This is a genomic window from Erythrobacter oryzae, assembly GCF_030271515.1.
Taxonomy (GTDB): domain Bacteria; phylum Pseudomonadota; class Alphaproteobacteria; order Sphingomonadales; family Sphingomonadaceae; genus Erythrobacter; species Erythrobacter oryzae.
In genome coordinates this window covers 179053-204520 of sequence record NZ_JASCXI010000003.1, presented here as the reverse complement: position 1 = coordinate 204520, position 25468 = coordinate 179053, and the positions used below count along the sequence as shown (strand labels likewise).

Genomic DNA, 25468 nt, shown 5'->3' with positions numbered 1-25468 from the left:
ACGCCTGGGCGAGCGCGAGGGCTAGAATCAGGCTCACAGCTTCGCCCCCTCCAGCGCCGCCAGCGCGGCATCGAGCAGCGTTTCGCGCTCTGCCTCGTCCTCCAGCGCCACGAAGGCGTCGCCGATGAAGGCCTGCACCAGCAACCGCTGGGCCGTGGCGGGGTCGAGGCCCCTCGCCATCATGTAGAAGCGCGCGGCTTCCTCGAGCGCGCCGACGGTGGCGCCGTGGGCGCATTTGACGTCGTCGGCGAAGATCTCGAGCTGGGGGACGGCATTGGCGCTCGCCCCGGCTTCGAGCAGCAGGCCCTTGAAGTCCTGTGCGGCGTCGGTCTTCTGCGCGTGGCGCGCGACCTTGATCTCGCCGAGGAAATTGCCCGTCGCCCCGGCCCAGTGGACCGCGCGCACGGTCTGGTTGGAGGTGGCTTCCGGCTCGGCATGGACGACCTGCGTGACGAATTCGCGGGTGACCCCCGCCCCGCCGATGGTGACGCCGCCGAATTCGAAATGGGCACCCTTGGCGAGCCGCACCTCGACCTCGACGCGGGTGTAATCGCCGCCAGCATTGGTGACGAAGAACGCCGCCGTCGCACCCTCGCCCAGAGTGACGCGGAAGCGGTGCAATTCGGGCGCGTCGGAGCCGACCACGAGGCACCGCGTCACGCTCTCGCCAGCGGGAACGTCGATCGCCTGCCACTGGTCGAGCGCCGCGACGCCAAGCCGCGCCAGCCCGTCCATATCGGCATAGCGCCATGCTTCATCGCGGCGCGTGGGGAGGGTTGCGAGGGTCATGACCGCTTGCTCCGGCGGGCGGCGACAAGCGCGGCGATGGCATCTGACCGGCGGTCCGTCACGCACTCCCAGACTTTTGCCTCTTCATGCAGTGCCCGTGCACGCGACGCGGTTTCCTCCTGCGAGAGCTTTGCTTTCTCGAGTGCGGAAAACTGCGGGGCAAGGGGCGTCAGGCATTGCACCAGTGCGTTGCAGCCGATTGCGTCGATGGCCTTGTCGCCGGTCGAGCGCGTGGTCTTGCAGGCGATCGCACCCTTGCGCAGCTTCCAGCGCCCCGCCCAGTCGCGCAGGCGGTTGGCGACGACCGTGATCTCGTTGTCGGCCGGCGGCTCAGCCGTAGTTTCGGCGGCAGGCTGCGCGGCGGCAAGGGCAAGGGCGGCCATCAGCATCACGCCATCACCGCGTCATAGCCCTCGGCCTCGAGCCGCAGCGCAAGTTCCGGCCCACCGGTCTCGACGATGCGGCCACCCGCGAGGATGCTGACCTTGTCGGGCTTCACGACGTCGAGCAGGCGCTGGTAGTGGGTGATCAGGAGCACGGCTTTATCCGGCGCGCGCATGATCGCGTTGATCCCCGCGCCGACGATCCTGAGCGCATCGATATCGAGGCCGCTGTCGGTCTCGTCCAGCACCGCGAAGGCGGGGTCGAGGATGCCCATCTGCACCATCTCGGCGCGCTTCTTCTCGCCCCCCGAGAAGCCGACATTGACCTGCCGCTTGAGCATTTCCATGTCCATCTTGAGCAGCCCGGCCTTGTCCTTGGCGAGCTTGAGGAACTCGCCGCCCGACAGAGGCTCCTCCCCGCGCGCCTTGCGCTGGGCGTTCAGCGACTCACGCAGGAACTGGACGTTGGAGACGCCGGGGATCTCGACCGGGTACTGGAAGCCGAGGAACAGGCCCTTCGCCGCGCGCTCGTGCGGTTCGAGCGCCAGCAGGTCCTCGCCCCGGAAGGTCACGCTCCCTGCGGTCACCTCGTACCCGGGCTTGCCGCCGAGCACGTTCGACAGGGTCGACTTGCCCGCGCCGTTGGGGCCCATGATCGCGTGCACCTCGCCCGCGGGGACGGACAGGGTGAGGCCCTTGAGGATCGGCTTGTCGCCGACGGAGGCGTGGAGGTTGGTGATTTCGAGCATTCAAGAAATTCCATCTGCATGTTCGTCACCCTGAACTTGTTTCAGGGTCCATTTCTCCGCCCGCGCTGTCTGCGCTTGAGGCAGGATGGATGCTGAAACGAGTTCAGCATGACGGGAAAGGGGAAGAGTCACGGCTTGCGCCCCCGGGGCTTGTCGCCGGTGTCGGCGCGCTTGGGGCGCGAATAGGTCTGCTTGGGGTTGGCCGCCTTGTGCGCGCGGGCGGCTTCCTTCTTCTCGGCGATGCGGTCGCGCATCACCTGGGTGAGCTGCTTCAGCACCGCGTCGATATCGGTGAGGATGTCGGCGGCGGCGATGCGCATCACCTTGATACCGACGCTCTCGAGGCTCTTGTCGCGGCGCTTGGCGAGGGTGTCGTTCTGCCCCTCCTCGTCGATCGCGAGCGCGAGGCCCAGGTTGTGGCAGTTGAAATCGACGATCGCCGAACCGACCACGGCGTGGCGCTTGAAGGTGTAGCGGCCGAGATCGGCGGCGGTGAACTTCGCGGCGAGCGCCTTGTGCGCGTCGGACGAATGGCGGCGCAATTCGCGCGCCTGTTCGTGCAGCGCATCGAGCCGCTTGTCCGAAATCTCCCACCCGCGGCCTTTCTTCTTGAGCGCGGGGGCTTCGGCGGCAGAGGCAGCCTCGGGGTTGAGGGCGAGGGTTTTGCGGGTGGTCATTATATCACCAGAGTCGAATTGCAGGATTGTTGGACGCTGAAATCGCTCTCGCCATCCAAGCCATGGTGCGGCCTTGCTCAGCGATTAGCTTGGAGTCAGCCTCTTCATCCTCAGTGTCGCCTCCGAGGTTGATGTAGGACTGCGAGAGTGCCCGGAGTGCGCCGCATTCGTCCGCTCGCTCGTAATCCAGGCGCTTGTCACGAACCGCCAGCAAACACTGCTCGGCGCCGTCGCGAAACGCTTTTGCGGCTTTCAAGCGAGGTTCGCGCTCACCCGAACATCCAGTGCTCAGAAGCAGCGCGAGAAGCAGCAAGGAGGAAGCGAAAGCTCTCACCCCACGCTCCCCTCAAGCGAAATCGCCAGCAGCTTCTGCGCCTCGACCGCGAACTCCATCGGCAGTTCTTTCAGCACGTCCTTGGCAAAGCCGTTGACGATCAGCGCCACGGCTTCCTCTTCGCCGAGGCCGCGCTGCATGGCGTAGAACAGCTGTTCGTCGCTGATCTTGGAGGTGGTCGCCTCGTGCTCGATCTGGGCGCTGGGGTTCTTCACCTCGATATAGGGCACGGTGTGCGCGCCGCATTGATCGCCGAGCAGCAGGCTGTCGCACTGGGTGAAGTTGCGCACGCCGCTCGCGGTCGGGCCGACCCTCACAAGCCCGCGATAGGTGTTGTTCGACTTGCCCGCCGAAATGCCCTTGGAGATGATCGTCGAGCGGCTGTTCTTGCCGTTGTGGATCATCTTGGTGCCGGTGTCGGCCTGCTGGTAATTGTTGGTGACCGCGACCGAGTAGAACTCGCCCACAGAATCCTCGCCGTTGAGGACGCAGGAGGGGTATTTCCACGTCACCGCCGAACCGGTTTCGACCTGCGTCCAGCTGACCTTCGACCGATCCCCCTGGCACAGAGCGCGCTTGGTGACGAAGTTGTAGATGCCGCCGACGCCCTCGGCATTGCCGGGGTACCAGTTCTGCACCGTGGAATACTTGATCTCGGCATCGTCGAGCGCGACCAGTTCGACCACCGCAGCGTGGAGCTGGTTCTCGTCGCGCATCGGCGCGGTGCAGCCTTCGAGGTAGCTGACATAGGCGCCCTTGTCGGCGATGATCAGGGTGCGTTCGAACTGGCCGGTGTTCTCGGCATTGATGCGGAAATAGGTCGAGAGCTCCATCGGGCAGCGCACGCCCTCAGGCACGTAGACGAAGGTGCCGTCGGAGAAGACCGCGCAGTTCAGCGCCGCGAAGTAGTTGTCGCGCACCGGCACGACCTTGCCGAGCCACTTCTTCACCAGCTCGGGATATTCGCGGATCGCCTCGGAGATCGAGAGGAAGATCACGCCCGCGCGCAGCAGTTCCTCGCGGAAGCTGGTGGCGACGCTGACGCTGTCGAACACCGCGTCGACCGCGACCTTCTTCGCGCCCTTGACCCCGGCGAGCACTTCCTGCTCGCCCAGCGGGATGCCGAGCTTGTCGTAGACGCGCTTGATCTCGGGATCGAGGTCATCGAGGCTGTCCAGCTCGATCTTCTTCTTGGGCGCGGCGTAGTAATAGGCGTCTTGGTAGTCGATCGGGGGATAGCCGATCTTGGCCCAATCGGGCTCCTCCATCGTCTGCCACAGGCGGAAGGCCTTGAGGCGCCAGTCGAGCATCCATTCGGGCTCGTTCTTCTTGGCGCTGATGAAGCGGACGGTGTCCTCGGTGAGGCCCTTGGGCGCGAACTCGGTGTCGATCTCGGCCGACCAGCCATGTTCGTAATCGGCGACTTTCGCCGCCGCCTCGCGCGCCTCGCGGTCCTGGATTTCGATGTCGTCGCTCATGCCAGATGGTCCTCAGGGGTGGTCGCAGGGGCGACCGGGCCGCGCAGCTGGGCGAGGGTGATGCCCGCCAGCGCGCCGCGCAGCGCGTTGTTGATGATCGGCCAGTGCGGCTTCATGTTGCACCCGCTCTCGAAATCGCAGGGGGTGTGGTCGATGCAGGCGGTGAGCGCGATGCGGCCCTCGATCGCCTCGACAATGTCCGCGACCGTGATTGCCGCCGCCGGACGCCCGAGCTGGAGACCCCCATGCGCGCCGCGCACAGAGCGCAAGAGGCCCGCCGCGGTCAGCTTCGAGACCAGCTTCTGCACCGTCGGCACCGGCAGCCCGGTCTCGGTCGCAAGCTCCGCCGCGCTCACCCGCCCGCTGCCGCAGTGCAGGGCGGCCTGGCACATCGTGATGACGGCATAATCGGCAAGGTTCGACAGGCGCATATTGCGAGCGGTTCTCAATTCGGACGGAATCAGTCCGAATTGGCAATTAGGAGCGTTTCGCTCGCATTACAAGCCGCCAATGCCTCATTCGGCGGCGGGTTTGAGCGGCGCTCCGGCATCGCCATGCGCGGCCGGATCGAGCAGCTCGTCGGCCAGCGTCTCGCGCCGGAACTGCGAGGGCGTGCGCCCGGTGTAGCGGCGGATGTCGCGGATCAGGTGGGCCTGATCGAAGAAGGTCGCCATCAGCTGGTCGTGCACCTCGCGGCTGATCCCCGGCTGCGACAGCAGCATCGCCGCGCGCAGGGCGCGGAAGCGCTTGAGCACCTGCGCCGGGGCAACCCCGAAGAAGCGCCGGCAGATGCGCTGGGCCTGCCGCGGCGAGACGCCGACGCCGGCATAGAGATCGGCCAATGCGGGATCGAAACCGCTCGCCAGCCAGCGCCCGATCGCCTCGACCACCGCCTCGTGATCGGGCCGCAGGGCATAGGGGCCCGCGGCGATCACCTCGGTGAGCACGGCGCAGACATCCCCGGGCGCGATCCGCCCCGCGCGGCAATCCTCGGCGGCGGCCTCGAGCGCGGCGATCTGCTCCGGGCGCAGCACCGCCCGGGCCGGGAGCAGCCGGTCGTGCACCTCGTCCGCGGGCAGATTGGACAGCCGCTGCCATGCGGTATGGGTGAGCGAGGCGCCGATCTGGAGCACCGGCCCTTTGAGCACCGCGCGGGCGGCGCGCATCTGGGGCGCGTTGATGAAGACGCGCGCCGAGGTGCCGGTGGTGCCGTCGGCGAAGGTGAAACGCACCCGCCCGCGCACCATCACCAGCAGCTGCGCGGAATAGGCCGGGACCGCCTCCTCGATCTTCTCCGCGCTGGTTTCGATGGTGTAGAAGGTGTGGACCAGCCCCTCTGCCCCGGCCGGCGGCGCGATCATGCTTGTACGAAACGGCAACCAACCCCACCCCCGTCAACCGGAGGCCCCCCTGCTCTGGCTTCTTGCGCGACCCGGGGCATGATGGCCCCCTCGCCCTGTCTTGCGCACCCCTTGCGGCTTGTCCAGTCGCATGAATGCCAGGGCGCTCAGCCGCCCAGCTCGCGCAGGTTGCGGGCGTCGATCATCTCGGCGAGGTAGGGCGTCGAGGCATCGCCGAGCCGGGCCGGGGTGCGGCCGACGAAATGCGCGATCTCGCGGATCATGTGCGACTGGTCGAAGAAGGCCTCGGCGATCTCGGCCTCGTCTTCCAGCGACAGCTGCGGGGCCGAGAGCAGCGCGGCGGCGCGCAGCGCGCGGTATTTGCGGGCCAGCGCGCGCGGGGGAAGGCCGAAATAGCGCTCGACCAGCCGCTGCACCTGCCGCGCCGAATAGCCCGCCGTCCCGGCCAGCGCGCTCACATCGGGGTTGAAGGAGGCCGCCAGCCATTGCCCGGTCGCCGCGATGAGGTCGAGGTGGCGCGGGTTCACGCGCTTGAGGTTCGCGCCGATGAAGCCGCCCACCGCCAGCGCGCACTCGCGCCCGCTTATGGCCCCGGCACGGTAGGCGGCGAGCAGCTCCTGCCCGAGCGTGTCGATCCCCGGCCCCAGCACCGCGCCCGCGGGCAGCAGCCGGTCGCGATGCTCGCCCGCGTGGAGCCCGGTGAGCGCCGCCCAGCCCACAGGCGTCAGCGCCGCGCCGAAGGCATGGAACGGGCCCGCGACCACGATCGGTGCCGCGCGCGAGAGCGGGGTCAGCAGGCCGACCTCGTGGTTGGGATCGCGGTGCCCGGCAGCGAACAGCATCTCGCCCTTGCCGTGCGGGAAGAAGCACAGATTGCCGATCGCGGCGGGCTGGATGTCGCGGATCACCGGCTCGTCGCAGCGGAAGTGGTAGAGCGTGGTGACGAAGGGCGCGAGCGGCTCGGGCGGGGCGATGTAGTCGACCGCGATCAGCGCGGCCGCGGTCAGGGCCTCGCGATCTTCCGGCAATGCAGCATTGGGGGCAGCGGGGGCATCCATGACGAACTGGCAGGCGTCATGCCACAATTCGCGAAGGCGTCAAATGTCAGATAAAACAGGCGGCGCGATAAAAAAGGGCGGCCGTCCCAGTCGGGAAGACCGCCCATTGAGTTGAGGAACTCTTAGCATTGCTGCTCCGAGCCCTTCGGGTCGCAAGGGGGCAATAAACGGGGATTCGGTGGGCGGATTGTATGCAAGCGACAGGGAGGCGTGCGGGAGGGCCGGAAGACTTGTAAGTCTGCGCCAATCTGCATCAGGCTCGACACATGCGCCGCGCTCGCATAGGCGCGAGGCCATGCTGTTCCGCCTGATCCGACCCGCCGTCTTCGCGCTCGATTCCGAAACCGGGCACCGCCTGGCGCTGCGAGCGCTGGCGGCGCTGCCGGCCCGCGCGCCTGCCGCAGCCGGACCGCTGGCGGTGGAGGTGGCGGGGCTTGCCTTCCCCAATCCGGTGGGGGTCGCGGCGGGCTTCGACAAGGATGCCGAGGTGCCCGACGCGCTGCTGGGATTGGGCTTCGGCTTTACCGAGGTCGGCTCGATCACGCCGCTGCCGCAGGCGGGCAACCCCAAGCCGCGGCTGTTCCGGCTGGTCGAGGATCAGGCGGTCATCAACCGCATGGGGTTCAACAATGGCGGCGGCGCGGCGGCGCTGGCGCGATTGCAGGCGCGGGCGGGCCGGTCCGGCATCGTCGGGGTCAATATCGGCGCGAACAAGGACTCCGCCGACCGCATCGCCGACTATGCCGTGATGGCGCGGATGATGGCTCGGCACGCGAGCTACCTGTGCGTCAACATCTCCAGCCCCAACACCCCGGGCCTGCGCGCATTGCAGGATGAAAGCGCGCTCACCGGCCTCATCGACGCGGTGATCGCCGCGCGCGCCGAGGCGGGCGTCACGCCGCCGATCTTCCTCAAGGTCGCGCCCGATCTCGAGCCTGCGGACATCGACGCCATCACCCGCATAGCTATCGACAAGCAGCTGGGCGCGCTGGTCGTGTCGAACACCACGATCAGCCGCCCCGCCTTGCGCTCGCACCATGCGGGCGAGACCGGCGGCCTCTCGGGCGCGCCCCTGCGGACCCTCGCCACCCAGCGCCTGCGCGACTTCCGCAAGGCGACCCGGGGTGCAATTCCGCTCGTCGGCGTCGGCGGAATTGCCACTGCCGAGCACGCGTGGGAGCGTATCCGCGCGGGTGCCAGCCTCGTGCAGCTCTATTCCGCGATGGTCTATGAAGGCCCCGGCCTCGGCGCGCGGATCGCGCGCGGGCTGGAGGGCCTGATGCGGCGCGACGGCTTCGCCAGCATTGCCGAAGCGGTGGGAAGCGAATAGCACCCTCGGCCATGCGCATTCTCCTCGCCCTCGCCGCCCCCTTCGCCCTCGTCCTTTCGGGCTGCGCCACCACCCAGACGACGGCGAAGGCCGAAGCTGTCCCGATGCAGGCAGGCGCCGTCAGCAGCGCCGATCCGCGCGCGACCGCGGCGGGCGAGGCGATCCTCGCAGCTGGAGGCTCCTCGACCGACGCCGCCATCGCAGTGATGCTGGCGCTGACCGTGGTCGAGCCGCAGAGCTCCGGCATCGGCGGCGGCGGCTTCATGGTGCGCAGCGATGCCGCGAGCGGTTCGCTGGTCACCTATGACGGGCGCGAGACCGCTCCGGCCGCCGCCACGCCGACCCGCTTCCTCGACGCTGCGGGCAAGGTGCTCCCGCGCGAACCCCGCGTCTTCTCGGGCCTCAGCGTCGGGGTGCCGGGCAATCTCGCGCTCGCCGCCAAGGCGCACGCCGCGCATGGCGAGCTCGCCTGGGCCAAGCTGTTCGAGCCCGCCATCGCGCTCGCCGAGGATGGCTTCGTGATGAACCAGCGGCTGTTCGAATCGCTCAAGGGCAACAAGGGCCGCGCCGACAAGTCGGATGCGGCGCGCGCGGTGTTCTTCGGCGCCGATGGCGAGCCGCTGCCGGTCGGCTCGACCGTGCGCGTGCCGGAGCTCGCCGCCACCTTCCGCATCCTCGCGGCCAAGGGCCCGGAGGCCTTCTACGGCCCCGCTCCCGCCGCCGCGCTCGCCGGGCATGTCGCCGCCGCCACCCCGCAGGACGGCAAGATGACCGCCGCCGACGTCACCGGCTACACGGCGAAGGAGCGCGCGCCTGTCTGCATCCGCTACCGCGTCTACAAGATCTGCGGCATGGGGCCGCCGTCCTCGGGCGGGATCGCGGTGGCGCAGATGCTCGGCCAGCTCGAACGCTTCGACCTTGCCGCATTGGGCCCCGACAGCCCGGTGTTCTGGCACCTCTTCATCGAGAGCCAGCGCCTCGCCTATGCCGACCGCGAGCTCTATTCGGGCGACAGCGACTTCGTCGACGTGCCGACCGAGGGTCTGGTCGACGGCGCCTATCTCGCCAGGCGTTCGGCGCTGATCGATCCGGCGAGCACCATCGCCAAGGCGGAACCCGGCGTGCCCCCCGGCGCGCCGCTCGCCCGCGGGGACGGGCCGGAGGAGCCCGAGCACGGCACCACCCACTTCGCCGTGGTCGATGCTGCCGGGACCGCGGTCAGCTACACCTCGACCATCGAGGGCGCCTTCGGATCGGGGCTGCATTTCCGCGGCTTCTACCTCAACAACGAGCTGACCGACTTCACTCTGACGCCCGAGGAAGGCGGCAAGCCCGTCGCCAACCGGGTCGAGGGCGGCAAGCGCCCGCGCTCCTCGATGGCGCCGACCATCGTCTACGACGAGGGCGGCAAGGTGGTGCTGGTGATCGGTGCGGCGGGCGGGCCGACGATCCCCGTCACCGTCGCGCGCGGCATCATCGGGGTGCTCGACTTCAAGCTCGGCGCGCAGGACGCGCTCGCCCTTCCCTTCGCGATGGCCTTCGGCGACGCGCTGCTGATCGAGGAGGGCACCGCGCTCGTCGCCATGCAGGCGGAGCTCGAGCGGCTCGGCCACAAGGGCATCCGCGCCGGGGCGGCGCCGATCAAGGCCAATGCGCTGGGCCGCCGCGCCGACGGCAACTGGGAAGTCGCGACCGAACCGCGTCTCGTCAGCGTCGTCACCCCCTGACAAGCCGGTCGCAGGTGCTTGCCGCTACGGCCCGCACCCTCTAATCAGGGCCTCAAGCGGGGTCGCACCTTGAGCCCCGGACAATGTCTCGAAGGGATCAGGAGCCTTTGCCAGTGCATTCCCCCACGCTGCCCCATTCTGCCCGCGCGGTCGCCAACCCCGCGGACCCGCAGGTCTTGCAGGACATCGACAACGCGCAGAACCTCGTGGAGCTGTTCCTCAAGCGCGCCGACGAGAAGGGCGACGCCCCCTTCCTCGGCCACAAGACTGGCGGCCAGTGGGTGACACAGACCTGGCGCTCGGCGGCCGAGCAGGTGTGCCTCATGGCCGAGGCCCTGCGGGCGATGGGCCTTGCCGATGGTGACCGCGTCGCGCTGGTCTCCGAAAACCGCCCCGAGTGGTGCATCGCCGACCTCGCGGTGATGGCCGCCGGGTGCATCACCGTCCCCACCTACACCACCAACACCCGCCGCGATCACGCGCACATCCTCGACAATTCGGGCGCGCGCGCGGTGTTCGTCTCGAACGAGAAGCTGCTCGCCCCGCTGGTCGGCGCGATCGGGCAGACGGGGCTGGTCGAGCACGTCATCGGCTTCGAGAACCTGAAGCGCCAGCAATCGGGCAGCTTCGAATGGCACGACTGGGCGAGCCTCGTCACCGGAGACGCCGCCGCCGCGCGCGCTGCGGTCGACGCGCGCATCGCCCGCATCGCGCGCGAGGACACCGCCTGCCTCATCTACACCAGCGGCACCGGCGGCGCCCCCCGGGGCGTGATGCAGCACCACGGCTCGATCCTGTGCAACGTCGCGGGCGCGGCGGAGATCCTGCTCACCGACTTCGGCATCAAGGACGAGCGCTTTCTCTCCTTCCTGCCGCTCTCCCACGCCTACGAGCACACCGGCGGGCAATATCTCCCCATCGGGGTCGGCGCGGAGATCTTCTATTCGGAAGGGCTCGAGAAGCTCGCCTCCAACATCGAGGAGACGCGCCCCACCATCATGGTCGTCGTCCCGCGTCTGTTCGAGGTGCTGCGCACGCGGATCATGAAGCAGGTCGAAAAGCAGGGCAAGGTCGCCAACTTCATGATGGACAACGCGCTCAAGATCGCGGGCAACGCGCGCGACGGCAAGAAGCGCCTGCGTGACCGGCCGATGGACTTCCTCGTCGAGAAGACGCTGCGGCCCAAGATCCGCCAGAAATTCGGCGGGCGGATCAAGGCGATGGTCTCGGGCGGGGCGCCGCTCAACCCCGAAGTCGGCAACTTCTTCGAGGCGATGGGCCTCACCATGCTGCAAGGCTACGGCCAGACCGAGGCCGGGCCGGTGATCAGCTGCAACCGGCCGAGCGTCGGCCTCAGGATGGACACCGTCGGCCCGGCGATGCGCGGGGTCGAGGTGCGGATCGCCGAGGATGGCGAGATCCTGGTGCGCGGCGAGCTCGTCATGCACGGCTACTGGCGCAACGACGCCGAGACCGCGCGCACCTTGCAGGACGGCTGGCTCCACACCGGCGACATCGGGCATCTGGATCACAAGGGCCGGATCAAGATCACTGACCGCAAGAAGGACATGATCGTCAACGACAAGGGCGACAATATCGCGCCCCAGAAGGTCGAGGGGATGCTGACGCTCCAGCCCGAGATCGCGCAGGCGATGGTGAGCGGGGACAAGCGGCCCTATGTCGTGGGCCTGATCGTGCCCGATGCCGAATGGGCGCTCGAATGGGCGCGGGCGAACGGCGAGAAGTTCGACTTGAAGGCGCTGCAGGAGCTGCCTGCCTTCAAGAACGCGGTGCGCGCCGCGGTCGACCGGACCAATGCCGACCTCTCGGTGATCGAAAAGGTCCGCCAGTTCGCCTTTGCCGACGAGGCCTTCACCATCGAGAACGAGGAGATGACGCCGAGCATGAAGATCCGGCGTCACAAGATCCGCGAGCGCTATCAGGAGCGGATCGACGGGCTGTACCGGGGCTGAGGCGGGCGCGGGCGCGGGCGAAGTTCACGAAGTTCACATTGCAAAACCTGCATTCCTACAGGAATTCACTCTGCATTTCAGGAGCTTGCGGGGCGATTCCGAAGTTCACATGATTCCGCGGCGCGCAGGTGCGTCGCCGACACCGCGAATTGCGTCATTCGCGCAATTGCCATGGGCAAGCGCGGGGTTCACGAAGGGAAAGAGCCGCCCATCCTTTAGCCGCTTTGTGCGGTGTAGGAAAATCGCGTGGCGGGGCTATGCGAAAGGGGGCGAAGCGATGCGGCAGATCGGCGCGATGGGGATGGCGGCAGCCGCGCTGCTGGTGGCAACGACACCTTGGGCCGCTGAGGCGCAGACCCCCGCCGCATCCGCCGCCCCCGCCCCGTGGATCGCCCCCGATTTCGCCGTGCCGACGCTGATCGAGGGGCCGGGCTTCAAGCTCGTGCCGCTGGGCCCCGCGCTGACCGAGATCGACTACCGCGCCTACATGTCCTCGATCGCGCATTTGCAGGCGACCTTCACCCGCTCGACCGGCTGGCCCAACGACAAGATCACCTTGAACGACGCGGCTATCGACATGGAGACCGAAGCGGGGCGTTTCGCACGGCGCGAATCCTTCGCCTACGCCGTCCTCACCCCCGACGGCACGCGCGAGCGCGGCTGCGTCTATGTCTATCCGAGCAAGGCCCCCGGCCACGACGCGCAAGTTGTGATGTGGGTGACAGCCGCCGAATATGAGGCGGGCTTCGACGCCGAGCTTTACGCCTGGACCCAAAAATGGCTCGCCCGCGACTGGCCCTTTTCGAATGTCGCCTACCCCGGACGCGCGATCGCGTGGGAGCAATGGGACGCGATGGTGGCGAAGAGCAAGGGCGGATGAGCGGCTAGCGCTCCGCCGCTCTACCGCCCCTCCGTCACCCCGGACTTGATCCGGGGCTTGGCCTCTTCTTCAGCGCAAGCGCCTTGATCTGACCCAGTTGATGGTGAAGCAGCTTCTGTGCGCCCTCGATATTGGCGAGGATTTCGAGCATCTCGAGCCGCGTATAGCTCTTCGCCGGGTGCCGCGTTTCGGCCTTGCCGTCGAAGGTTATGTGACTGACGCTGATGCCCTGCGCCGTGGCCTTGATCTCGGCATGCGCCAGCGGGGCGCGGACTTGGTAGATGCGCTCCCACTCCTCGATCCGTTTGAGCGCTGCCTTGCCATGGCCACCGAAGTCCTGCTCGGCGATGCAGGTCCGCAGCGCCTTGATGCGGTTGCCCGCGAAAGGATTGAGGGCCTCCTTTGCCAGCGGCATTCCGGCACCGGCGAGCGTCCGCAGACAATCCGCGATGGAATGCTCGGCCCGCGCGAAAACCTCGATGCAGCATCCGCGCCAGGCACAGACCCCGACGGACCATTCGTCCAGCCCGAAGAAGCTGATTTTGCTGACATCGAAGTGCGCCGACATGGAGAATGCTTAGGCTCCAAGCCCTTAAACCTTTGTCACCTGCCCCCACCTCCGGAAAGGGCCCCTTTGATTGACGCTTTTCCCCTTGGAGGGTAACTTTACCGAAGGGGGACAGGCGATGGCGGCAGCGGACGAGGAACAGGCGGCCATCGGCGCTTCGGCGATGAAGAAGGCCATGTGGCGGATCATTCCGCTGATCCTGCTCGCCTACCTCTTTGCCTATATGGACCGCGTCAACGTCAGCTTTGCGGCGGCCGACATGAACGCCGATCTCGGTTTCAGCGCGACGGTCTACGGGCTGGGCGGAGGGCTGTTCTTTCTCGGCTATGCGCTGTTCGAGATCCCCTCGAACCTGCTGCTGGTGCGCTACGGCGCGCGCCAGTGGATCGCGCGGATCATGATCACCTGGGGCCTGCTCTCGGCGGGCATGATGTTCGTCACCAACGCCGAGACCTTCTATGCCTTGCGCTTCCTGCTGGGTGTGGCCGAGGCGGGGTTCTATCCGGGGGTCATCTACTATTTCTCGAGCTGGTTTCCGCCCTGCCACCGCAGCCGCGCGGTGAGCCGGTTCTTCATCGCCGTCCCGCTCGCCTCGCTGGTGATGGGGGCGGTGTCGGGCTGGCTGCTCGATCTCGAGGGGCTGGCGGGGCTGGCGGGGTGGCAATGGCTGTTCCTCGCGCAAGGCCTGCCGACGGTGCTGGTGGGCTTCGTGGTGCTCGCTTTCCTGCCCGACCGGCCAGCGACCGTCGGCTGGCTCACCCCGGCCGAGCGCGACTGGATCGAGGACGAACTCGCGCGCGAGCAGCAGCAGATCGGCGACCCGCCGGGCCACAACGTCCTTGCCGCATTGCGCAATCCCAAGGTGCAGCTCAACGGCGCGCTCAGTTTCCTGCTGATCGGCGCGAACATCACCTTCACGCTCTCGGCCCCGATGGTGCTCGCCGCCGTCGGCGGCCTCGGGCGCGACGCGGTGGGCTGGACCGTGGCGGCGGGCGGGATCATCGGTGCGGTCACGATATTGTGGCTCGGGCACACCGCCGACAGGCGCGGCGACCGCTTCATCTACGCCTTCTGGTGCACGGCGGTGATCGCGGCCTCGTTGCTGGTGATCGCGCTGGGGGGACCGGCCTTCGTGATCGTCGCCTTCTACCTCGCCTTCGCCATCGCCGCGCCGAGCGTGCAGATGCTGCTGTCCTCGGCCTGGCCCGAGGTGATGACCCGGGCCGAGCTGGCGGTGGGCGCGGCGGCGATCAACACCATCGCGCAGATCGGGGCGTTCTTCACCCCCTTCGCCTGGGGCGCGCTCAAGGACAAGACGGGGAGCTTTACGGCCGGGCTCTACGGCATCGCCGCGATGGCGGCGGTGTGCGCGGGGCTGATCTGGGTGCTGCGGACGCAGGTGCGCCGCCGCGGGGTGCTGACTGCGCTTCAATAGGGCGGCTTGGCCTTCTCCCGCTGCGCCTTGGCGGCGGCGGTCCACCACGCGAGATCGTCGGCAAAGCGCGGGAACTGGCGTTCGAGCGACTTCCCGCCGTCGCCCGTCGGCTGCGCGTCTTCGTCGAGCGTGTCCTTCACCGGCCCGACCGCGATGGTGCTCGAGACCACCACCATCCCCATCTCGCCGAGGATGTCGCGCCACGCCAGCGCCGCGCGCACCCCGCCGAGGCGCCCGGCGGAATAGCTGGCGATGGCGGCGGGACGCCAGAACCATTCCTCGAGGAAGTGGTCGGTGAGGTTCTTGAGCCCCGGCTGGACGCTCCAGTTGTATTCGCCGACCACGAACAGGAAGGCGTCGGCCTTGCGGATCTTCCCGGCGAGCGCTTCCATCGCCGCGGGCGCCTCGCCCTTGGGGTATTCCTTGTACATCCGGTCGAGCATCGGCAGGCCCACCGCCTGCGCGTCGATCAGCTCCACATCGCTCCCGCGCGCCTTCAGCTGGCGCACGCAATAGTCGGCGAGGCGGATCCCCTGCCGGTCGCGGCGGTAGGAGCCGTAGAACACCAGAATGCGGTCGGTCATCGGCAGTCTCCTTCGGCGCGGGAGCCTAACGGGGAGCGGGGCCGGTGGCTTGTCGATTCTGGCCCGGCCGTGCGGACCTTGCGACCCTACGAATAATTCGGGGTGGCCGCTTGCGGGGGTGCGCCCTACCTTTGCCGCCATGACCACCGGCCCCGATGCGCTCAACGAGAGGGAGAAAGACGCGCTGCGCCTGCTGCTGCGCGGGCACGACGCCAAGTCCTCGGCGCGCGAGCTCGGCCTCTCGGTCCACACCGTCAACGAACGTCTGCGCGAGGCGCGGCGCAAGCTCGGCGTCACCAGCAGCCGCGAGGCGGCGCGGCGACTGCTCGCGGCGGAGGGCGAGCCGAACCCCGAAACGCTGGGGGACAAGCCTTTGGGGGATGCAGGCGCGGGGGCCGGGGCGGCAGGGATGACGGCATCCGCCACCCGGCGGCCGGCAGGCATACGCCCTGCCTTCATCCTTGTGGGAGTGACCGCCATGTCGCTGATTCTCGCCGCCCTGTTCCTGCCTGCCCCCTTTGTCGCGGAAGGGCCCCTCGCCGTCCTCGCTCCGGGCGCGGTGACCGAGACCGTCGCCGGGCCGGAAGCCCCGTCCGCCACCCGCAGCGAGGCTGACGCCGCCGCCCGCTCGGCCGAGCGCTTCCTCGAACTGATCGACGCGGGGCAATGGGCCGAGAGCTACGCCGCCACCGGCGCGGAGTTCCGCCGCCTCAACTCCCTCAAGGCATGGACCGACGTCTCCGCCCGCCTGCGCCCGCCGCTCGGCGCAGTGCTGACCCGCGACGTCACGAGTAACGAATTTGTCCCCGCCCCGCCCGCCGGCTACCGGCTGGTCAAGTTCCGCTCGGCCTATGCGGGCGGCACGACCCAGACCGAGAGCGTCAGCCTCGCGTCGGAGGATGGCGCGTGGAAGGTGGCGGGGATCGTGATCGACTGAGGGCTCAGGCCGTCCCGCGCCACTGCCTCGCGAGCATCGTGCCGACCGCGAGTTCGACCAGCGCGAGGCCCAGCGTCGCGGGTGCCGCCACGCTCTCGGGCGCGGCGAGCCCCGCCGCTCCGGCCGCGATGAACACCGCGCCCAGCCCTGCGAACACCGCCCCGCCATACATCGCCGGGAAGGCGAGGTAGCGCAGCCCCACACCGATCGCGACCAAGGGGATCGCGGCGTGGGGCTCTGCCGGGAGCCTGAGGTAGCCGAAGAAGAACCCCGCCAGCAGCACCGGCACGGTCGCGATCGCGATCCACTCGAGCTTTTTGCCGGGGCCTGACGGCGGGGCCTTGAAGACGAACTTGCCCACCAGCTGCGCCACCGGGGCGATGGCGAGGCCGCAGATGAACAGGGTGACGAAGGCAGGCTTGGGCCCGGCAGCGAGGAAGGTCGCCCCCGCCGCAAGCCAGGCGAGGCCGGAGACGATGACGCCGGCGCCGCCATTCACATGGGCGCGGCGGAGGTCGCGTTGTGCTTCGGTCAGTGCCATGTGGTGCCCCCTGTCTGGCGGGAGTTTAGCGGGGAAGTGGCCTCTGGCAAGGGTGCGGGGTGAGGGGGCTGAGGGGGCCTGCGGCGAAGCCGCAGGCTGCCTGCCCCCGCGAAGGCGGGGGTCAGATGGGTTCGGCGAGGGGCCTGCGGCAAAGCCGCAGGCTGACGTCAGACGGGATCGGCGGGCTTCGCCGCCGACCCGCTGGCCGCGCGGCGGGCCGCCTTCGGCGCCGGCTCGCAGCTTCGCTGCTCGCCTGCCCTTGCTAGTACATATGCTGGCCGCCGTTGATGCTCATGGTCGAGCCGGTCATGAAACCGCCGTTCTCGCTCGTCAGGAACGCCACCCCGCGCGCGATCTCCTCGGCCATGCCCAAGCGCCCGACCGGGATCTTGGCGACGATCTTCTCGAGCACCGGGGCGGGGACGGCGGCGACCATGTCGGTGTCGATATAGCCCGGCGCGATCGCGTTGACCGTCACCCCGAACTTCGCGCCCTCCTGCGCCAAGGCCTTGGTGAAGCCGTGGATGCCGCTCTTGGCGGCGGCATAGTTGACCTGGCCGTATTGCCCCGCCTGCCCGTTGATCGAGCCGATGTTGACGATCCGCCCCCACCCGCGCTCGCGCATGCCGGGGAAGGTCGCCTTGGCCATGTTGAAGCACCCGCCGAGGTTGATGCGCATGACATCGTTCCAGTCCTCGAAGCTCATCTTGTGGAGCGTGCCGTCGCGGGTGATGCCGGCGTTGTTGACGACGATGTCGATCGGGCCGAACTCCTCGGCGACGGCGGCGCATCCGGCCTGGGTCGCCTCGTAATCGCCCACATCCCAGCGCCTTGCGGGGATGCCGGTTGCCTCCGAGAAGGCCCGCGCCTTTTCGTCATTGCCGGCATAGTTGGCGATGACCGTGTGCCCCTGACGCTGGAGCCGCTTGCAGATCGCCTCCCCGATTCCGCGCGTTCCCCCGGTGACGATGGCTACCCGGCCCATGGCAATTCCCCTTTCGCGATGTCCCTCGGGGCGCAACCTAGCGGGCGCATTCCGCTAGGGAAAGCGGGGAATAGCTATGCGATGGGAAGGGCTTGGCGCGCGCGTGTCAGGCGCGGTCGCGGCTTAGAATTTGATTTGCGTGCCGACGTAGACCGCCTGACTGTCCTGCACCGAATTGGTCAGCGGATCGAGCCGTTCGCGCTCCTGCGAGTAGCGCACGCCCGCGGTCACGTTGAGGTTGGGCGAGAGGCGGAAGCTGCCGCCCACGCCCACGGTCTGCGCCGCGGTCGAATCGAGCGTGTTGGGCGAGCGGCCCGCGATCTGGCGGTCTTCAAGCTCGATCCGCGGCTGGAGGCGCGAGGGCTTTTGCTCGGCCTTGGGGCGCGAAGGCTCGAACTGCGCGAGATCGGGCAGAGCCAGCTTCTGGACATTGGCCGAAAGGTCGACCGTGCGCGCGAAGCTCTTGTAGCCGCGCGCCGCGCCGAGCTGGAACTTGCTGGCGTCGAGCCCGGCGAGCGCGGCGGTGCCGCGGCCCGGGACCGCATCCAGGGCCTTGCGCACCGAGATCGCGCGCACCGTGTCGTCATCCACGCGCACCGCGACGGTCACCGTGCGCTGGCCGCTGATCGGCGGGGCGCTGGCGGGGGTGAAATGCACGCCGCGCGCGCGGGCCTTGTCGGCGACGCGGGCGGCGAGTTCGGGGTCCACCGAGGCGGGGGTGAAGCTCCCGAGGCCCAGCGCATCGCGCCCGGCATCGGTGATCGCGGCAGACAGCGCGGCGGTCTGCCCGGGCGCGAACTTGCCCGCAAGCGCCAGACCGGCGCTGGGCAAGGCCAGCGCAAGCGCGCCGGACAGGGCAAGCAGCGACAGCGAGCGTTGCGCCCGCGCCCCGTTTGCCAACCTGTCCACCTTGCGTGCCATTTTTCGATTCTTCGTCCCGTTACCGTGCCGCTTCGATAGCAGCCCAAGCAGATGCGACCTTAACACTGGATGAGTCGCACCGCTTTCCACAAACATGTGTAGGCCTTGGTCAAGGGCTTGCAATGATCTTGCCTTGATCGGGCCGGATTCCTTGCCGACCTGTGGCACCATGCACACAGAAAGCCTTGCGCGCCCTTGCAATTCAGCCCCGGTAAAGCCCGCAGGGCGCTTGTGCCGGCGGGCGGGCCGGGCGCCGGGGCAAAACGCCTTCGTGCTTGCCGCAAGGGGGCTTGCCACTATAGAGCGGGCCCGAGACTATTGATTGAGGATGATCCGGCAGTGACACGCGCCCAAACCGCCCTTCTTCGCCGCACCATCGGCTATGCCGTGCTCACCGCCGCGCTGGTCGGCCTCGCCGCCTGCGGCGGTCGCGATCGTCCGCGCACCGAACTCGCCGCCGCGCAGCTCAACACCATCGGGGTCAACGCCTATCTGTGGCGCGCCGCGCTCGAGACGGTGAGCTTCGCGCCGCTGCTCCAGACCGACAGCGCGGGCGGGGTGATCGTGACCGACTGGTACGCCAATCCGGCCAACCCCGGCGAGCGGGTGAAGCTGACCATCACGATCCTCGACCAGGACCTGCGCGCCGACGCGCTGCGGGTCGCGGCGAGCCGTCAGGTCAACGAGAGCGGCAACTGGGTCGAAGCCCCGGTGCAGGCGGCGACGGTGCAGAAGCTCGAGGACATCATCCTCACCAAGGCCCGCGACCTGCGTCGTCAGGCCCTCGCTTCGTAATTCCGCTCCACCGGACAGGTTCCCATGACTGACACCCGTTTCGACCCTTCGGTCGCCGATGAACGCTGGCAGCGTGCCTGGACGGATGCGGGCACCTTCACCGCCGACTCCGCGAGCGAGAAGCCCAAGAGCTATATCCTCGAGATGTTCCCCTATCCCTCGGGGCGCATCCACATGGGCCACGTGCGCAACTACACGATGGGCGACGTGCTCGCGCGCTACCAGAAGATGCGCGGGTTCGAGGTGCTGCACCCGATGGGCTGGGACGCCTTCGGGATGCCGGCCGAGAACGCCGCGATGGAAAAGGGCGTGCACCCCGGCGGCTGGACGCGGGCGAACATCGCGCAGATGAAGGCGCAGTTGCAGCGCATCGGCTTTGCGCTCGACTGGACGCGCGAATTCGCCACCTGCGATCCCGAATATTACGGCCACGAACAGGCGCTGTTCCTCGATCTGTACGAGGCGGGCCTCGTCTACCGCAAGGAATCGACCGTCAACTGGGACCCGGTCGACATGACCGTGCTCGCCAACGAGCAGGTGATCGACGGCAAGGGCTGGCGTTCGGGCGCGGAGGTCGAGAAGCGCAAACTGAACCAGTGGTTCCTCAAGATCACCGACTTTGCCGATGATCTGCTGGAGGGGCTCGGGAGCCTCGAGGACTGGCCCGAGAAGGTTCGCCTGATGCAGGAGAACTGGATCGGGAAGTCGCAGGGCTTGGAGTTCAGCTTCGATCTGTCTGACGGCGGTAGGCTGGCGGTCTATTCGACGCGCCCTGACACGATCTTCGGCGCGAGCTTCTGCGCCATCGCCGCCGATCACCCGATCGCCCAGGGGCTGGCCGGTGACCCGGAAGTCGCCGCCTTCATCGACCAGTGCAAGAAGGGCGCGACCACGGCCGCCGCGCTCGAGACGGCGGAGAAGCTGGGGTATCGCACGCCGATCACGGCGAAGCACCCGTTCACGGGCGCGGAGTTGCCGGTCTTCATCGCCAACTTCGTGCTGATGGAATACGGCACCGGCGCGGTCATGGGCGTGCCGGGGCATGACCAGCGCGACTTCGAATTCGCCTCCAAATACGACCTGCCGATCCTGCGCGTCGTCTCCGCCGATCCCGCGCAGGCCGATGCGCCCTTCAAGGGCGAGGCCGAGGCGGGTGACGGGGTGATCGTGAACTCCGATTTCCTGAACGGGATGACCGTCGAGGCGGCCAAGGCCGAAGTCATCACCCGCGCCGAAAGCGGCGGTTGGGGCGAGGGGCGCACCGTGTGGCGCCTGCGCGACTGGGGCGTCAGCCGCCAGCGCTATTGGGGCACGCCGATCCCCTTCATCCATTGCGATGCGTGCGGCGTGGTGCCGGTGCCCAAGGACCAGCTCCCGGTGACCCTGCCCGAGGATGTCAGCTTCGACATCCCCGGCAACCCGCTCGAACGCCACCCGACATGGAAGCACGTCGACTGCCCGCAATGCGGCAAAGCGGCGCGGCGCGAGACCGATACGCTCGACACCTTCGTCGACAGCTCGTGGTATTTCCTGCGCTTCGCCAGCCAGCCCGCCGACCGGCCTTTTGACCCCGAGGAAGTCGCCAAGTGGATGCCGGTGCAGCACTATATCGGCGGCATCGAGCACGCGATCCTGCACTTGCTCTATGCGCGGTTCTGGACGCGGGCACTGGCGCATACGGGCAAGATCGCCGTGCAGGAGCCGTTCGCCGCGCTGTTCACGCAAGGGATGGTGACGCACGAGACCTTTAGCCGCATCGACGAGGCGCGCGGTGTGCCGGTGTTCTTCGGCCCCGAGGAAGTCGACCGCACCTCCGACGGCGCGACGCTGCTGGCGGACGGCGCGCCGGTCGAGGTGGGCCGCGTCATCAAGATGTCGAAGTCGAAAAAGAACGTCGTCGATCCCGATGCGATCATCGCCCGCCACGGCGCGGATGCGGTGCGCTGGTTCATGCTCTCCGACAGCCCGCCCGAGCGCGATCTGCCTTGGTCGGACGCCGGGATCGAGGGCTGCGCGCGCTTCGTCCAGCGGCTGTGGCGGCTGTTCGGGCAGGCGGGCGCGGGCGGCGTGGGGGCCGATGCGGAATACGACAAGGCGCTCGATCGCAAGCTCCACCAGACCGTCGCCGCAGTGGCCGAGGATATCGAGGCGCTGAGCTTCAACAAGGCCGTCGCGCGCATCTACGAACTGGTCGGCGCGGTCGAGAAGGCGCCGCTGTCCGCCACCCGCTCCGACGCGATCCGCAAGCTCGCCGTGCTGGTCTCGCCGATGATGCCGCACCTGGCCGAGGAAGCGCGCGCGACCTACGGGCTCGGCACCGGCCTCGTCGCCGAATCCGGCTGGCCCGAAGTCGACCCGGCGCTGCTGGTCGATGACGAGGTCACCATCGCGATCCAGCACATGGGCAAGCTGCGCGACACCGTCACCGCGCCGAAGGGGGCCTCGAAGGAGGATCTCGAGGCGCTCGCGTTGGCCTCGGCCAACCTCCAGCGCTCGCTAGACGGCGCGGCGGTGCGCAAGGTGATTGTCGTGCCGGACCGTTTGGTGAATATCGTCACCTGATGCGGATTCTACTCGCCCTCGCGGCCTCGCTCGCCCTCACCGCCTGCGGCCTTACGCCGATGTATGCGGGCGGTGCGCAGTCGGCTTCGGCTCAGGGGCTGGCGGCGGTCGATATCCCCGCGATCCAGGGACGTGGCGGCTGGCTGGTCAAGAACGCGCTCGAAGCGCGGCTCGGGGTGGCGGGTCAGGCCACGCCGCAATACCGGCTCGATGTGCGCCTCGACGATTCGCTCGAGGCTCTCGGCGTCCTCAACGACGACACCATCAGCCGCGAACGCCGCATCCTGCGCGCGCGCTACCAGCTGGTCGATCTGGCGAGCGGGGCGGTGCTGCTCGATGCCACCGCGGGCTCCGATGCTGGGATCGACGTGGTCTCATCTGAATATGCCACCATCGCCGCCGAGCAGAAGGCGCTCGAGAACCTCGCGCTCGAAGTCGCCGACCAGATGGCGACGCAGGTCGCCCTGACGATGCGGTCGCAGCGTCCCGCGCAGCCGTGAAGGCGACCCAGAAGGATTTTCTGCGCGGAGTCCCGGCGGGTGCGGCATCCTGCCGGATCTTCTTCTTCTGCGGGCCCGACGAGGCCGGGGCCAGCGCCGCCGCGCAGCGCCTTGCCGCCGCGCTGCCCGACGCGGGCGAGCGGATCGAGCTGACCGGCGCGCAGCTCAAGACCGATCCCGCCTTGCTGGGCGACGAGGCGCGCTCGTCCTCGCTGTTCGGCGGCGCGCGCCACATCTGGGTGCGCGCCAGCGGCGACGAGGCGCATGACGCGCTCCAGATCCTGATCGAGACCGGCGAGGCAGGCGCTGGCGAGGCCGCGCCGGTGATCGTCGTCGCGACCTCGGCGACCGACAAGTCGCGCACCGCCAAGCTGCTCGAAAAGCGCAAGGATGCGCTGGTCGCGATGTTCTACCAGCCCGAGCTGAAGGACGCCGCGCAAGCGGTGCGGGCGATGGCGGATGCGGCGGGGCTGCGATTGGGCGGCGACCTTGCCGAACGCATTGCGCGGGCGGCGGGGCTTGATGTGCGGCTCGCCCAGTCGGAGATCGACAAGCTCGCGCTCTATGTCGACGCCGACCCCCAGGCACCGCGCCCCGCCACCCCCGAGGATCACGCCGCGATCGGCGCGGCCACGGAAGAGGACGGCTTCGCGCCGCTGGTCAATGCCGTGCTCAGCGGCGAGACCGGGAAGATCGCGGGCGAGGTCCGGCGGATGCGCGAGCTAGGGCTCAATCCCGTGGGCGTGGCGCTGGCGCTGGAGCGGCGCGCAGGGCAACTCGCCCAGATCGCCGCCTTCCTCGGCCCGCGCGGGAGCTTCGAGCAGATCGACAAGGGCGCCGAGATGCGACTTGGGATTTTCTTCCGCGAGAAGCGCGATATCGCGCAGCAGTACAAGCGCTGGTCCCAGCCCGCCGCACGCGGCGCACGCGAGACGCGGCTCGACCGGCTGATCCCGCGCCTCACGCTGCTGCACCGCAACCTCATCGCCAACAGCCAGGCCGCGGAGCTGCTGCTGGCGCAGGAACTGGCGGAAATTGGCCGATTTGCTGCGAAGCGGTAGCAAAATGTGACAGGCTGCGCTTCGCAGTCGCACAAAATGTCTTTTTGTATGTCATAAACCTGATGTAAACCATGAACCGTGAAGGGTCGCACCTCTGGGGGTAAGGGCTTTCCATGAACCGCGCTACCACGCCGAAACTGCTGGAAGCGATCCGCCATCAATCGGTGGAGAGTCGGATTGCGCCCTCGCTCGAGCGGCGGCGGCTGCGCGCCTATGCGACCATGCTGCTGGTCGACGGGGTGGTGTTCCACTTCTGCTTCGCGCTGTCCGCGCTGATCTGGGAAGGGATGTGGGCCCAGAACCGCGCGATGATCACCGCGCAGGTGATGCTGCCGGCCTATTTCACGATCGCGCTTTATAATGGTGCCTATGGTGTAAAGGCGCTCGAAAGCTGGACTTTCGCTGCGCGCAAGGCGCTGATCGCGCTCGCCATTTCGGCAGCGCTGGTGAACTTTGTCGGCTTCTACACCAAATCCAACGACGATTTCTCGCGCGGGGTGACGACGGTCGGCCTCATGCTGGTCGCGCTGCTGCTGGTGGCGATGCGCCGGGTGGTGGCGATCATCATCGCCGCGCGCTGGGGCGGGAAGGTGAGCAACCGGCTGGTGATCGACGACGGCGGCTCGGGCTTTGCCTTTGAAGGCGCGGAGCGGATCTCGGCGGCCGATTACAACCTCGATCCCTCGAGCCACGATCCCTTCATGCTCGACCGGCTCGGCACGCTGCTGCGAAACCAGGACCAGGTGGTGGTGAGCTGCCCGCGCGAGCGGCGGCAGGACTGGGCCTTCCTGCTCAAGTGCGCCGGGGTCTATGGCGAGATCGTCAGCGAACCGGCGCACGAGCTGGGCGCGGTCGGGGTGCATCGCTACGACATGCTCGACCGCACCACGCTGGTGGTTTCGACCGGCCCGCTCGGCCTGCGCGCGCGCATCCTGAAGCGCGCCTTCGACGTCGTCGCGGCGCTCGGCGGGCTGATCGCGCTGTCGCCGGTGCTGCTGGTGGTCGCGCTGCTGATCAAGCTCGAGGATGGCGGCCCGGTGCTGTTCATCCAGCGCCGCCTCGGCCGCGGCAACCAGTTCTTCGACATGTTCAAGTTCCGCTCGATGCGCGAGGAGAAGCTCGATCACGACGGCGCCCGCTCGGCCTCGCGCGACGATGACCGCGTGACCCGCATCGGTGCCTTCATGCGCCGCACCAGCATCGACGAGCTGCCGCAGCTGTTCAACGTGCTGAAGGGCGACATGTCGATCGTCGGCCCGCGCCCGCACGCGCTCGGCAGCCGGGCGAACAACAAGTATTTCTGGGATATCGACCGCAAGTACTGGCAGCGCCACTGCCTCAAGCCCGGCCTCACCGGCCTTGCGCAGGTGCGCGGCCATCGCGGCGCGACCGAGGTCGAGAAGGACCTCACCGACCGGCTTCAGTCCGACCTCGAATATATCGCGGCCTGGTCGCTCAGGGGCGATATCGAGATCGCGCTGCGCACCGTGATGGTGCTGCGCCACAAGAACGCGTTCTAGGCGAGCGCCTCAGCCCGGCAGGGTGGCGCCGGCGAGCGCGGCTTCGTAGGCCGCCACAGCCTCACGGTAGCGACGTTGCCGGTAGGTCAGCACGGCGTGCGGCCCATATCCAAAGGCGACGAATATGGCCGCCAAGGTGAGCCACATGGCCTGCGCATCGCGGGGGCCCCACCGGGCAAAGTCGATGCCCGCGATGCCGGCCACGAGGATGGCCATGCCCCAGCAGGCAATGGCTGCCAGACGCAGCGACAGCCACGCGCCGGACGGCTGCGGTCTGCCGGTGCGGGGGTCGATCGTGTGGCTGAGGAACCACATCGCGG

26 protein-coding genes are annotated in these 25468 nt (G+C 68.3%); 11 read left to right on the top strand and 15 right to left on the bottom strand.

What is annotated here, in order from left to right:
• Nucleotides 1-33: 33 nt before the first annotated feature.
• The 9 genes from PFX90_RS09795 to PFX90_RS09755 all read right to left on the bottom strand — a co-directional run bounded on the left by PFX90_RS09795 (nt 34) and on the right by PFX90_RS09755 (nt 6829).
• Complete coding sequence (locus PFX90_RS09795) at nt 34-789, bottom strand: SufD family Fe-S cluster assembly protein (RefSeq protein ID WP_285712250.1); 756 nt, start codon at nt 787-789, stop codon at nt 34-36.
• Nucleotides 786-1178, bottom strand: coding sequence for a hypothetical protein (locus tag PFX90_RS09790; protein WP_285712249.1), 393 nt, complete (start codon nt 1176-1178; stop codon nt 786-788). Before PFX90_RS09790 ends, PFX90_RS09795 begins: the two co-directional genes overlap by 4 nt.
• On the bottom strand, nt 1178-1921 hold the full coding sequence (gene sufC / locus PFX90_RS09785) for a Fe-S cluster assembly ATPase SufC (protein WP_285712248.1): 744 nt from the start codon (nt 1919-1921) through the stop codon (nt 1178-1180). The genes PFX90_RS09790 and sufC overlap by 1 nt, the downstream gene beginning before the upstream one ends.
• A 128-nt stretch (nt 1922-2049) precedes the next feature.
• Nucleotides 2050-2598, bottom strand: a complete 549-nt coding sequence (locus PFX90_RS09780) for an endonuclease domain-containing protein (protein WP_285712247.1) — start codon at nt 2596-2598, stop codon at nt 2050-2052.
• A 4-nt stretch (nt 2599-2602) separates the two neighbouring features.
• Complete coding sequence (locus tag PFX90_RS09775) at nt 2603-2911, bottom strand: hypothetical protein (RefSeq protein WP_285712246.1); 309 nt, start codon at nt 2909-2911, stop codon at nt 2603-2605.
• Nucleotides 2912-2928: 17 nt separating this feature from the next.
• Nucleotides 2929-4410 carry a Fe-S cluster assembly protein SufB gene (sufB, locus tag PFX90_RS09770; RefSeq protein ID WP_285712245.1) on the bottom strand — a complete coding sequence of 494 codons (1482 nt, stop codon included), beginning with the start codon at nt 4408-4410 and terminating at the stop codon, nt 2929-2931.
• A complete protein-coding gene (locus PFX90_RS09765) occupies nt 4407-4841 on the bottom strand; it encodes an SUF system Fe-S cluster assembly regulator (protein WP_285712244.1) in 435 nt (144 codons plus the stop codon). Before PFX90_RS09765 ends, sufB begins: the two co-directional genes overlap by 4 nt.
• Nucleotides 4842-4925: 84 nt before the next feature.
• Nucleotides 4926-5771, bottom strand: coding sequence for a helix-turn-helix domain-containing protein (locus tag PFX90_RS09760; protein WP_285712243.1), 846 nt, complete (start codon nt 5769-5771; stop codon nt 4926-4928).
• A gap of 146 nt (nt 5772-5917) precedes the next feature.
• On the bottom strand, nt 5918-6829 hold the full coding sequence (locus PFX90_RS09755; protein WP_285712242.1) for a helix-turn-helix domain-containing protein: 912 nt from the start codon (nt 6827-6829) through the stop codon (nt 5918-5920).
• A gap of 295 nt (nt 6830-7124) precedes the next feature.
• On the opposite strand from PFX90_RS09755, the gene PFX90_RS09750 reads away from it, so the two are divergent.
• The 4 genes from PFX90_RS09750 (at nt 7125) to PFX90_RS09735 (ending at nt 12739) form a co-directional block, all read left to right on the top strand.
• Entirely contained in the window at nt 7125-8159 is a 1035-nt protein-coding gene (locus PFX90_RS09750; protein WP_285712241.1) for a quinone-dependent dihydroorotate dehydrogenase, read from the top strand.
• Nucleotides 8160-8170: 11 nt separating this feature from the next.
• Nucleotides 8171-9886, top strand: coding sequence for a gamma-glutamyltransferase (gene ggt / locus PFX90_RS09745; RefSeq protein WP_285712240.1), 1716 nt, complete (start codon nt 8171-8173; stop codon nt 9884-9886).
• A 176-nt stretch (nt 9887-10062) separates the two neighbouring features.
• The gene (locus PFX90_RS09740; RefSeq protein WP_285712841.1) at nt 10063-11859 is read left to right on the top strand and encodes an AMP-dependent synthetase/ligase; all 1797 of its coding nucleotides are present in this window, start codon (nt 10063-10065) and stop codon (nt 11857-11859) included.
• Between the two features lie 277 nt (nt 11860-12136).
• Nucleotides 12137-12739, top strand: a complete 603-nt coding sequence (locus tag PFX90_RS09735) for a twin-arginine translocation pathway signal protein (protein ID WP_285712239.1) — start codon at nt 12137-12139, stop codon at nt 12737-12739.
• Between the two features lie 34 nt (nt 12740-12773).
• On the opposite strand, the gene PFX90_RS09730 is transcribed toward PFX90_RS09735, so the two are convergent.
• The gene (locus PFX90_RS09730) at nt 12774-13307 is read right to left on the bottom strand and encodes a hypothetical protein (RefSeq protein ID WP_285712238.1); all 534 of its coding nucleotides are present in this window, start codon (nt 13305-13307) and stop codon (nt 12774-12776) included.
• A gap of 118 nt (nt 13308-13425) precedes the next feature.
• On the opposite strand from PFX90_RS09730, the gene PFX90_RS09725 reads away from it, so the two are divergent.
• Nucleotides 13426-14742 (top strand): MFS transporter, encoded by a 1317-nt coding sequence (locus tag PFX90_RS09725; protein WP_285712237.1) that lies wholly within the window; start codon nt 13426-13428, stop codon nt 14740-14742.
• Here the strand turns inward: PFX90_RS09725 and PFX90_RS09720 are convergent.
• Nucleotides 14736-15326, bottom strand: coding sequence for an NADPH-dependent FMN reductase (locus tag PFX90_RS09720; RefSeq protein WP_285712236.1), 591 nt, complete (start codon nt 15324-15326; stop codon nt 14736-14738). The genes PFX90_RS09725 and PFX90_RS09720 overlap by 7 nt on opposite strands.
• Before the next feature lie 139 nt (nt 15327-15465).
• Between PFX90_RS09720 and PFX90_RS09715 the strand changes: the two genes are divergently transcribed.
• Nucleotides 15466-16263: a helix-turn-helix domain-containing protein gene (locus PFX90_RS09715; RefSeq protein WP_285712235.1), complete on the top strand. Its 798-nt coding sequence runs from the start codon at nt 15466-15468 to the stop codon at nt 16261-16263.
• Nucleotides 16264-16267: 4 nt separating this feature from the next.
• On the opposite strand, the gene PFX90_RS09710 is transcribed toward PFX90_RS09715, so the two are convergent.
• The 3 genes from PFX90_RS09710 to PFX90_RS09700 all read right to left on the bottom strand — a co-directional run bounded on the left by PFX90_RS09710 (nt 16268) and on the right by PFX90_RS09700 (nt 18710).
• Nucleotides 16268-16804, bottom strand: a complete 537-nt coding sequence (locus tag PFX90_RS09710) for a DUF7010 family protein (protein WP_285712234.1) — start codon at nt 16802-16804, stop codon at nt 16268-16270.
• A 262-nt stretch (nt 16805-17066) separates the two neighbouring features.
• Nucleotides 17067-17789, bottom strand: a complete 723-nt coding sequence (phbB, locus tag PFX90_RS09705; protein ID WP_285712233.1) for an acetoacetyl-CoA reductase — start codon at nt 17787-17789, stop codon at nt 17067-17069.
• A 123-nt stretch (nt 17790-17912) separates the two neighbouring features.
• Complete coding sequence (locus tag PFX90_RS09700) at nt 17913-18710, bottom strand: hypothetical protein (protein ID WP_285712232.1); 798 nt, start codon at nt 18708-18710, stop codon at nt 17913-17915.
• 339 nt (nt 18711-19049) lie between these two features.
• On the opposite strand from PFX90_RS09700, the gene PFX90_RS09695 reads away from it, so the two are divergent.
• From PFX90_RS09695 to PFX90_RS09675, 5 genes are all read left to right on the top strand, one after another.
• Nucleotides 19050-19505, top strand: coding sequence for a DUF3576 domain-containing protein (locus PFX90_RS09695; protein WP_285712231.1), 456 nt, complete (start codon nt 19050-19052; stop codon nt 19503-19505).
• A gap of 24 nt (nt 19506-19529) precedes the next feature.
• A complete protein-coding gene (leuS, locus tag PFX90_RS09690; RefSeq protein WP_285712230.1) occupies nt 19530-22067 on the top strand; it encodes a leucine--tRNA ligase in 2538 nt (845 codons plus the stop codon).
• A complete protein-coding gene (gene lptE, locus PFX90_RS09685; RefSeq protein WP_285712229.1) occupies nt 22067-22567 on the top strand; it encodes an LPS assembly lipoprotein LptE in 501 nt (166 codons plus the stop codon). Before leuS ends, lptE begins: the two co-directional genes overlap by 1 nt.
• Complete coding sequence (gene holA / locus PFX90_RS09680) at nt 22564-23628, top strand: DNA polymerase III subunit delta (protein WP_285712228.1); 1065 nt, start codon at nt 22564-22566, stop codon at nt 23626-23628. Before lptE ends, holA begins: the two co-directional genes overlap by 4 nt.
• A 113-nt stretch (nt 23629-23741) precedes the next feature.
• On the top strand, nt 23742-25148 hold the full coding sequence (locus tag PFX90_RS09675) for a sugar transferase (RefSeq protein ID WP_285712227.1): 1407 nt from the start codon (nt 23742-23744) through the stop codon (nt 25146-25148).
• A 9-nt stretch (nt 25149-25157) separates the two neighbouring features.
• On the opposite strand, the gene PFX90_RS09670 is transcribed toward PFX90_RS09675, so the two are convergent.
• Nucleotides 25158-25463 (bottom strand): hypothetical protein, encoded by a 306-nt coding sequence (locus tag PFX90_RS09670; protein ID WP_285712226.1) that lies wholly within the window; start codon nt 25461-25463, stop codon nt 25158-25160.
• Nucleotides 25464-25468 lie beyond the last annotated feature (5 nt).

Coding starts and splice junctions, on each gene's coding strand:
- PFX90_RS09795 (WP_285712250.1), bottom strand. CDS start 789: ATGACCCTCGCAACCCTCCCCACGCGCCGCGATGAAGCATGGCGCTAT.
- ggt (WP_285712240.1), top strand. CDS start 8,171: ATGCGCATTCTCCTCGCCCTCGCCGCCCCCTTCGCCCTCGTCCTTTCG.
- lptE (WP_285712229.1), top strand. CDS start 22,067: ATGCGGATTCTACTCGCCCTCGCGGCCTCGCTCGCCCTCACCGCCTGC.
- PFX90_RS09720 (WP_285712236.1), bottom strand. CDS start 15,326: ATGACCGACCGCATTCTGGTGTTCTACGGCTCCTACCGCCGCGACCGG.
- PFX90_RS09710 (WP_285712234.1), bottom strand. CDS start 16,804: ATGGCACTGACCGAAGCACAACGCGACCTCCGCCGCGCCCATGTGAAT.
- PFX90_RS09730 (WP_285712238.1), bottom strand. CDS start 13,307: ATGTCGGCGCACTTCGATGTCAGCAAAATCAGCTTCTTCGGGCTGGAC.
- PFX90_RS09790 (WP_285712249.1), bottom strand. CDS start 1,178: ATGCTGATGGCCGCCCTTGCCCTTGCCGCCGCGCAGCCTGCCGCCGAA.
- sufB (WP_285712245.1), bottom strand. CDS start 4,410: ATGAGCGACGACATCGAAATCCAGGACCGCGAGGCGCGCGAGGCGGCG.
- PFX90_RS09715 (WP_285712235.1), top strand. CDS start 15,466: ATGACCACCGGCCCCGATGCGCTCAACGAGAGGGAGAAAGACGCGCTG.
- PFX90_RS09670 (WP_285712226.1), bottom strand. CDS start 25,463: ATGTGGTTCCTCAGCCACACGATCGACCCCCGCACCGGCAGACCGCAG.
- PFX90_RS09675 (WP_285712227.1), top strand. CDS start 23,742: ATGAACCGCGCTACCACGCCGAAACTGCTGGAAGCGATCCGCCATCAA.
- PFX90_RS09760 (WP_285712243.1), bottom strand. CDS start 5,771: ATGATCGCGCCGCCGGCCGGGGCAGAGGGGCTGGTCCACACCTTCTAC.
- PFX90_RS09750 (WP_285712241.1), top strand. CDS start 7,125: ATGCTGTTCCGCCTGATCCGACCCGCCGTCTTCGCGCTCGATTCCGAA.
- PFX90_RS09725 (WP_285712237.1), top strand. CDS start 13,426: ATGGCGGCAGCGGACGAGGAACAGGCGGCCATCGGCGCTTCGGCGATG.
- leuS (WP_285712230.1), top strand. CDS start 19,530: ATGACTGACACCCGTTTCGACCCTTCGGTCGCCGATGAACGCTGGCAG.
- sufC (WP_285712248.1), bottom strand. CDS start 1,921: ATGCTCGAAATCACCAACCTCCACGCCTCCGTCGGCGACAAGCCGATC.
- PFX90_RS09700 (WP_285712232.1), bottom strand. CDS start 18,710: ATGGCACGCAAGGTGGACAGGTTGGCAAACGGGGCGCGGGCGCAACGC.
- PFX90_RS09780 (WP_285712247.1), bottom strand. CDS start 2,598: ATGACCACCCGCAAAACCCTCGCCCTCAACCCCGAGGCTGCCTCTGCC.
- PFX90_RS09755 (WP_285712242.1), bottom strand. CDS start 6,829: ATGGATGCCCCCGCTGCCCCCAATGCTGCATTGCCGGAAGATCGCGAG.
- PFX90_RS09765 (WP_285712244.1), bottom strand. CDS start 4,841: ATGCGCCTGTCGAACCTTGCCGATTATGCCGTCATCACGATGTGCCAG.
- PFX90_RS09735 (WP_285712239.1), top strand. CDS start 12,137: ATGCGGCAGATCGGCGCGATGGGGATGGCGGCAGCCGCGCTGCTGGTG.
- phbB (WP_285712233.1), bottom strand. CDS start 17,789: ATGGGCCGGGTAGCCATCGTCACCGGGGGAACGCGCGGAATCGGGGAG.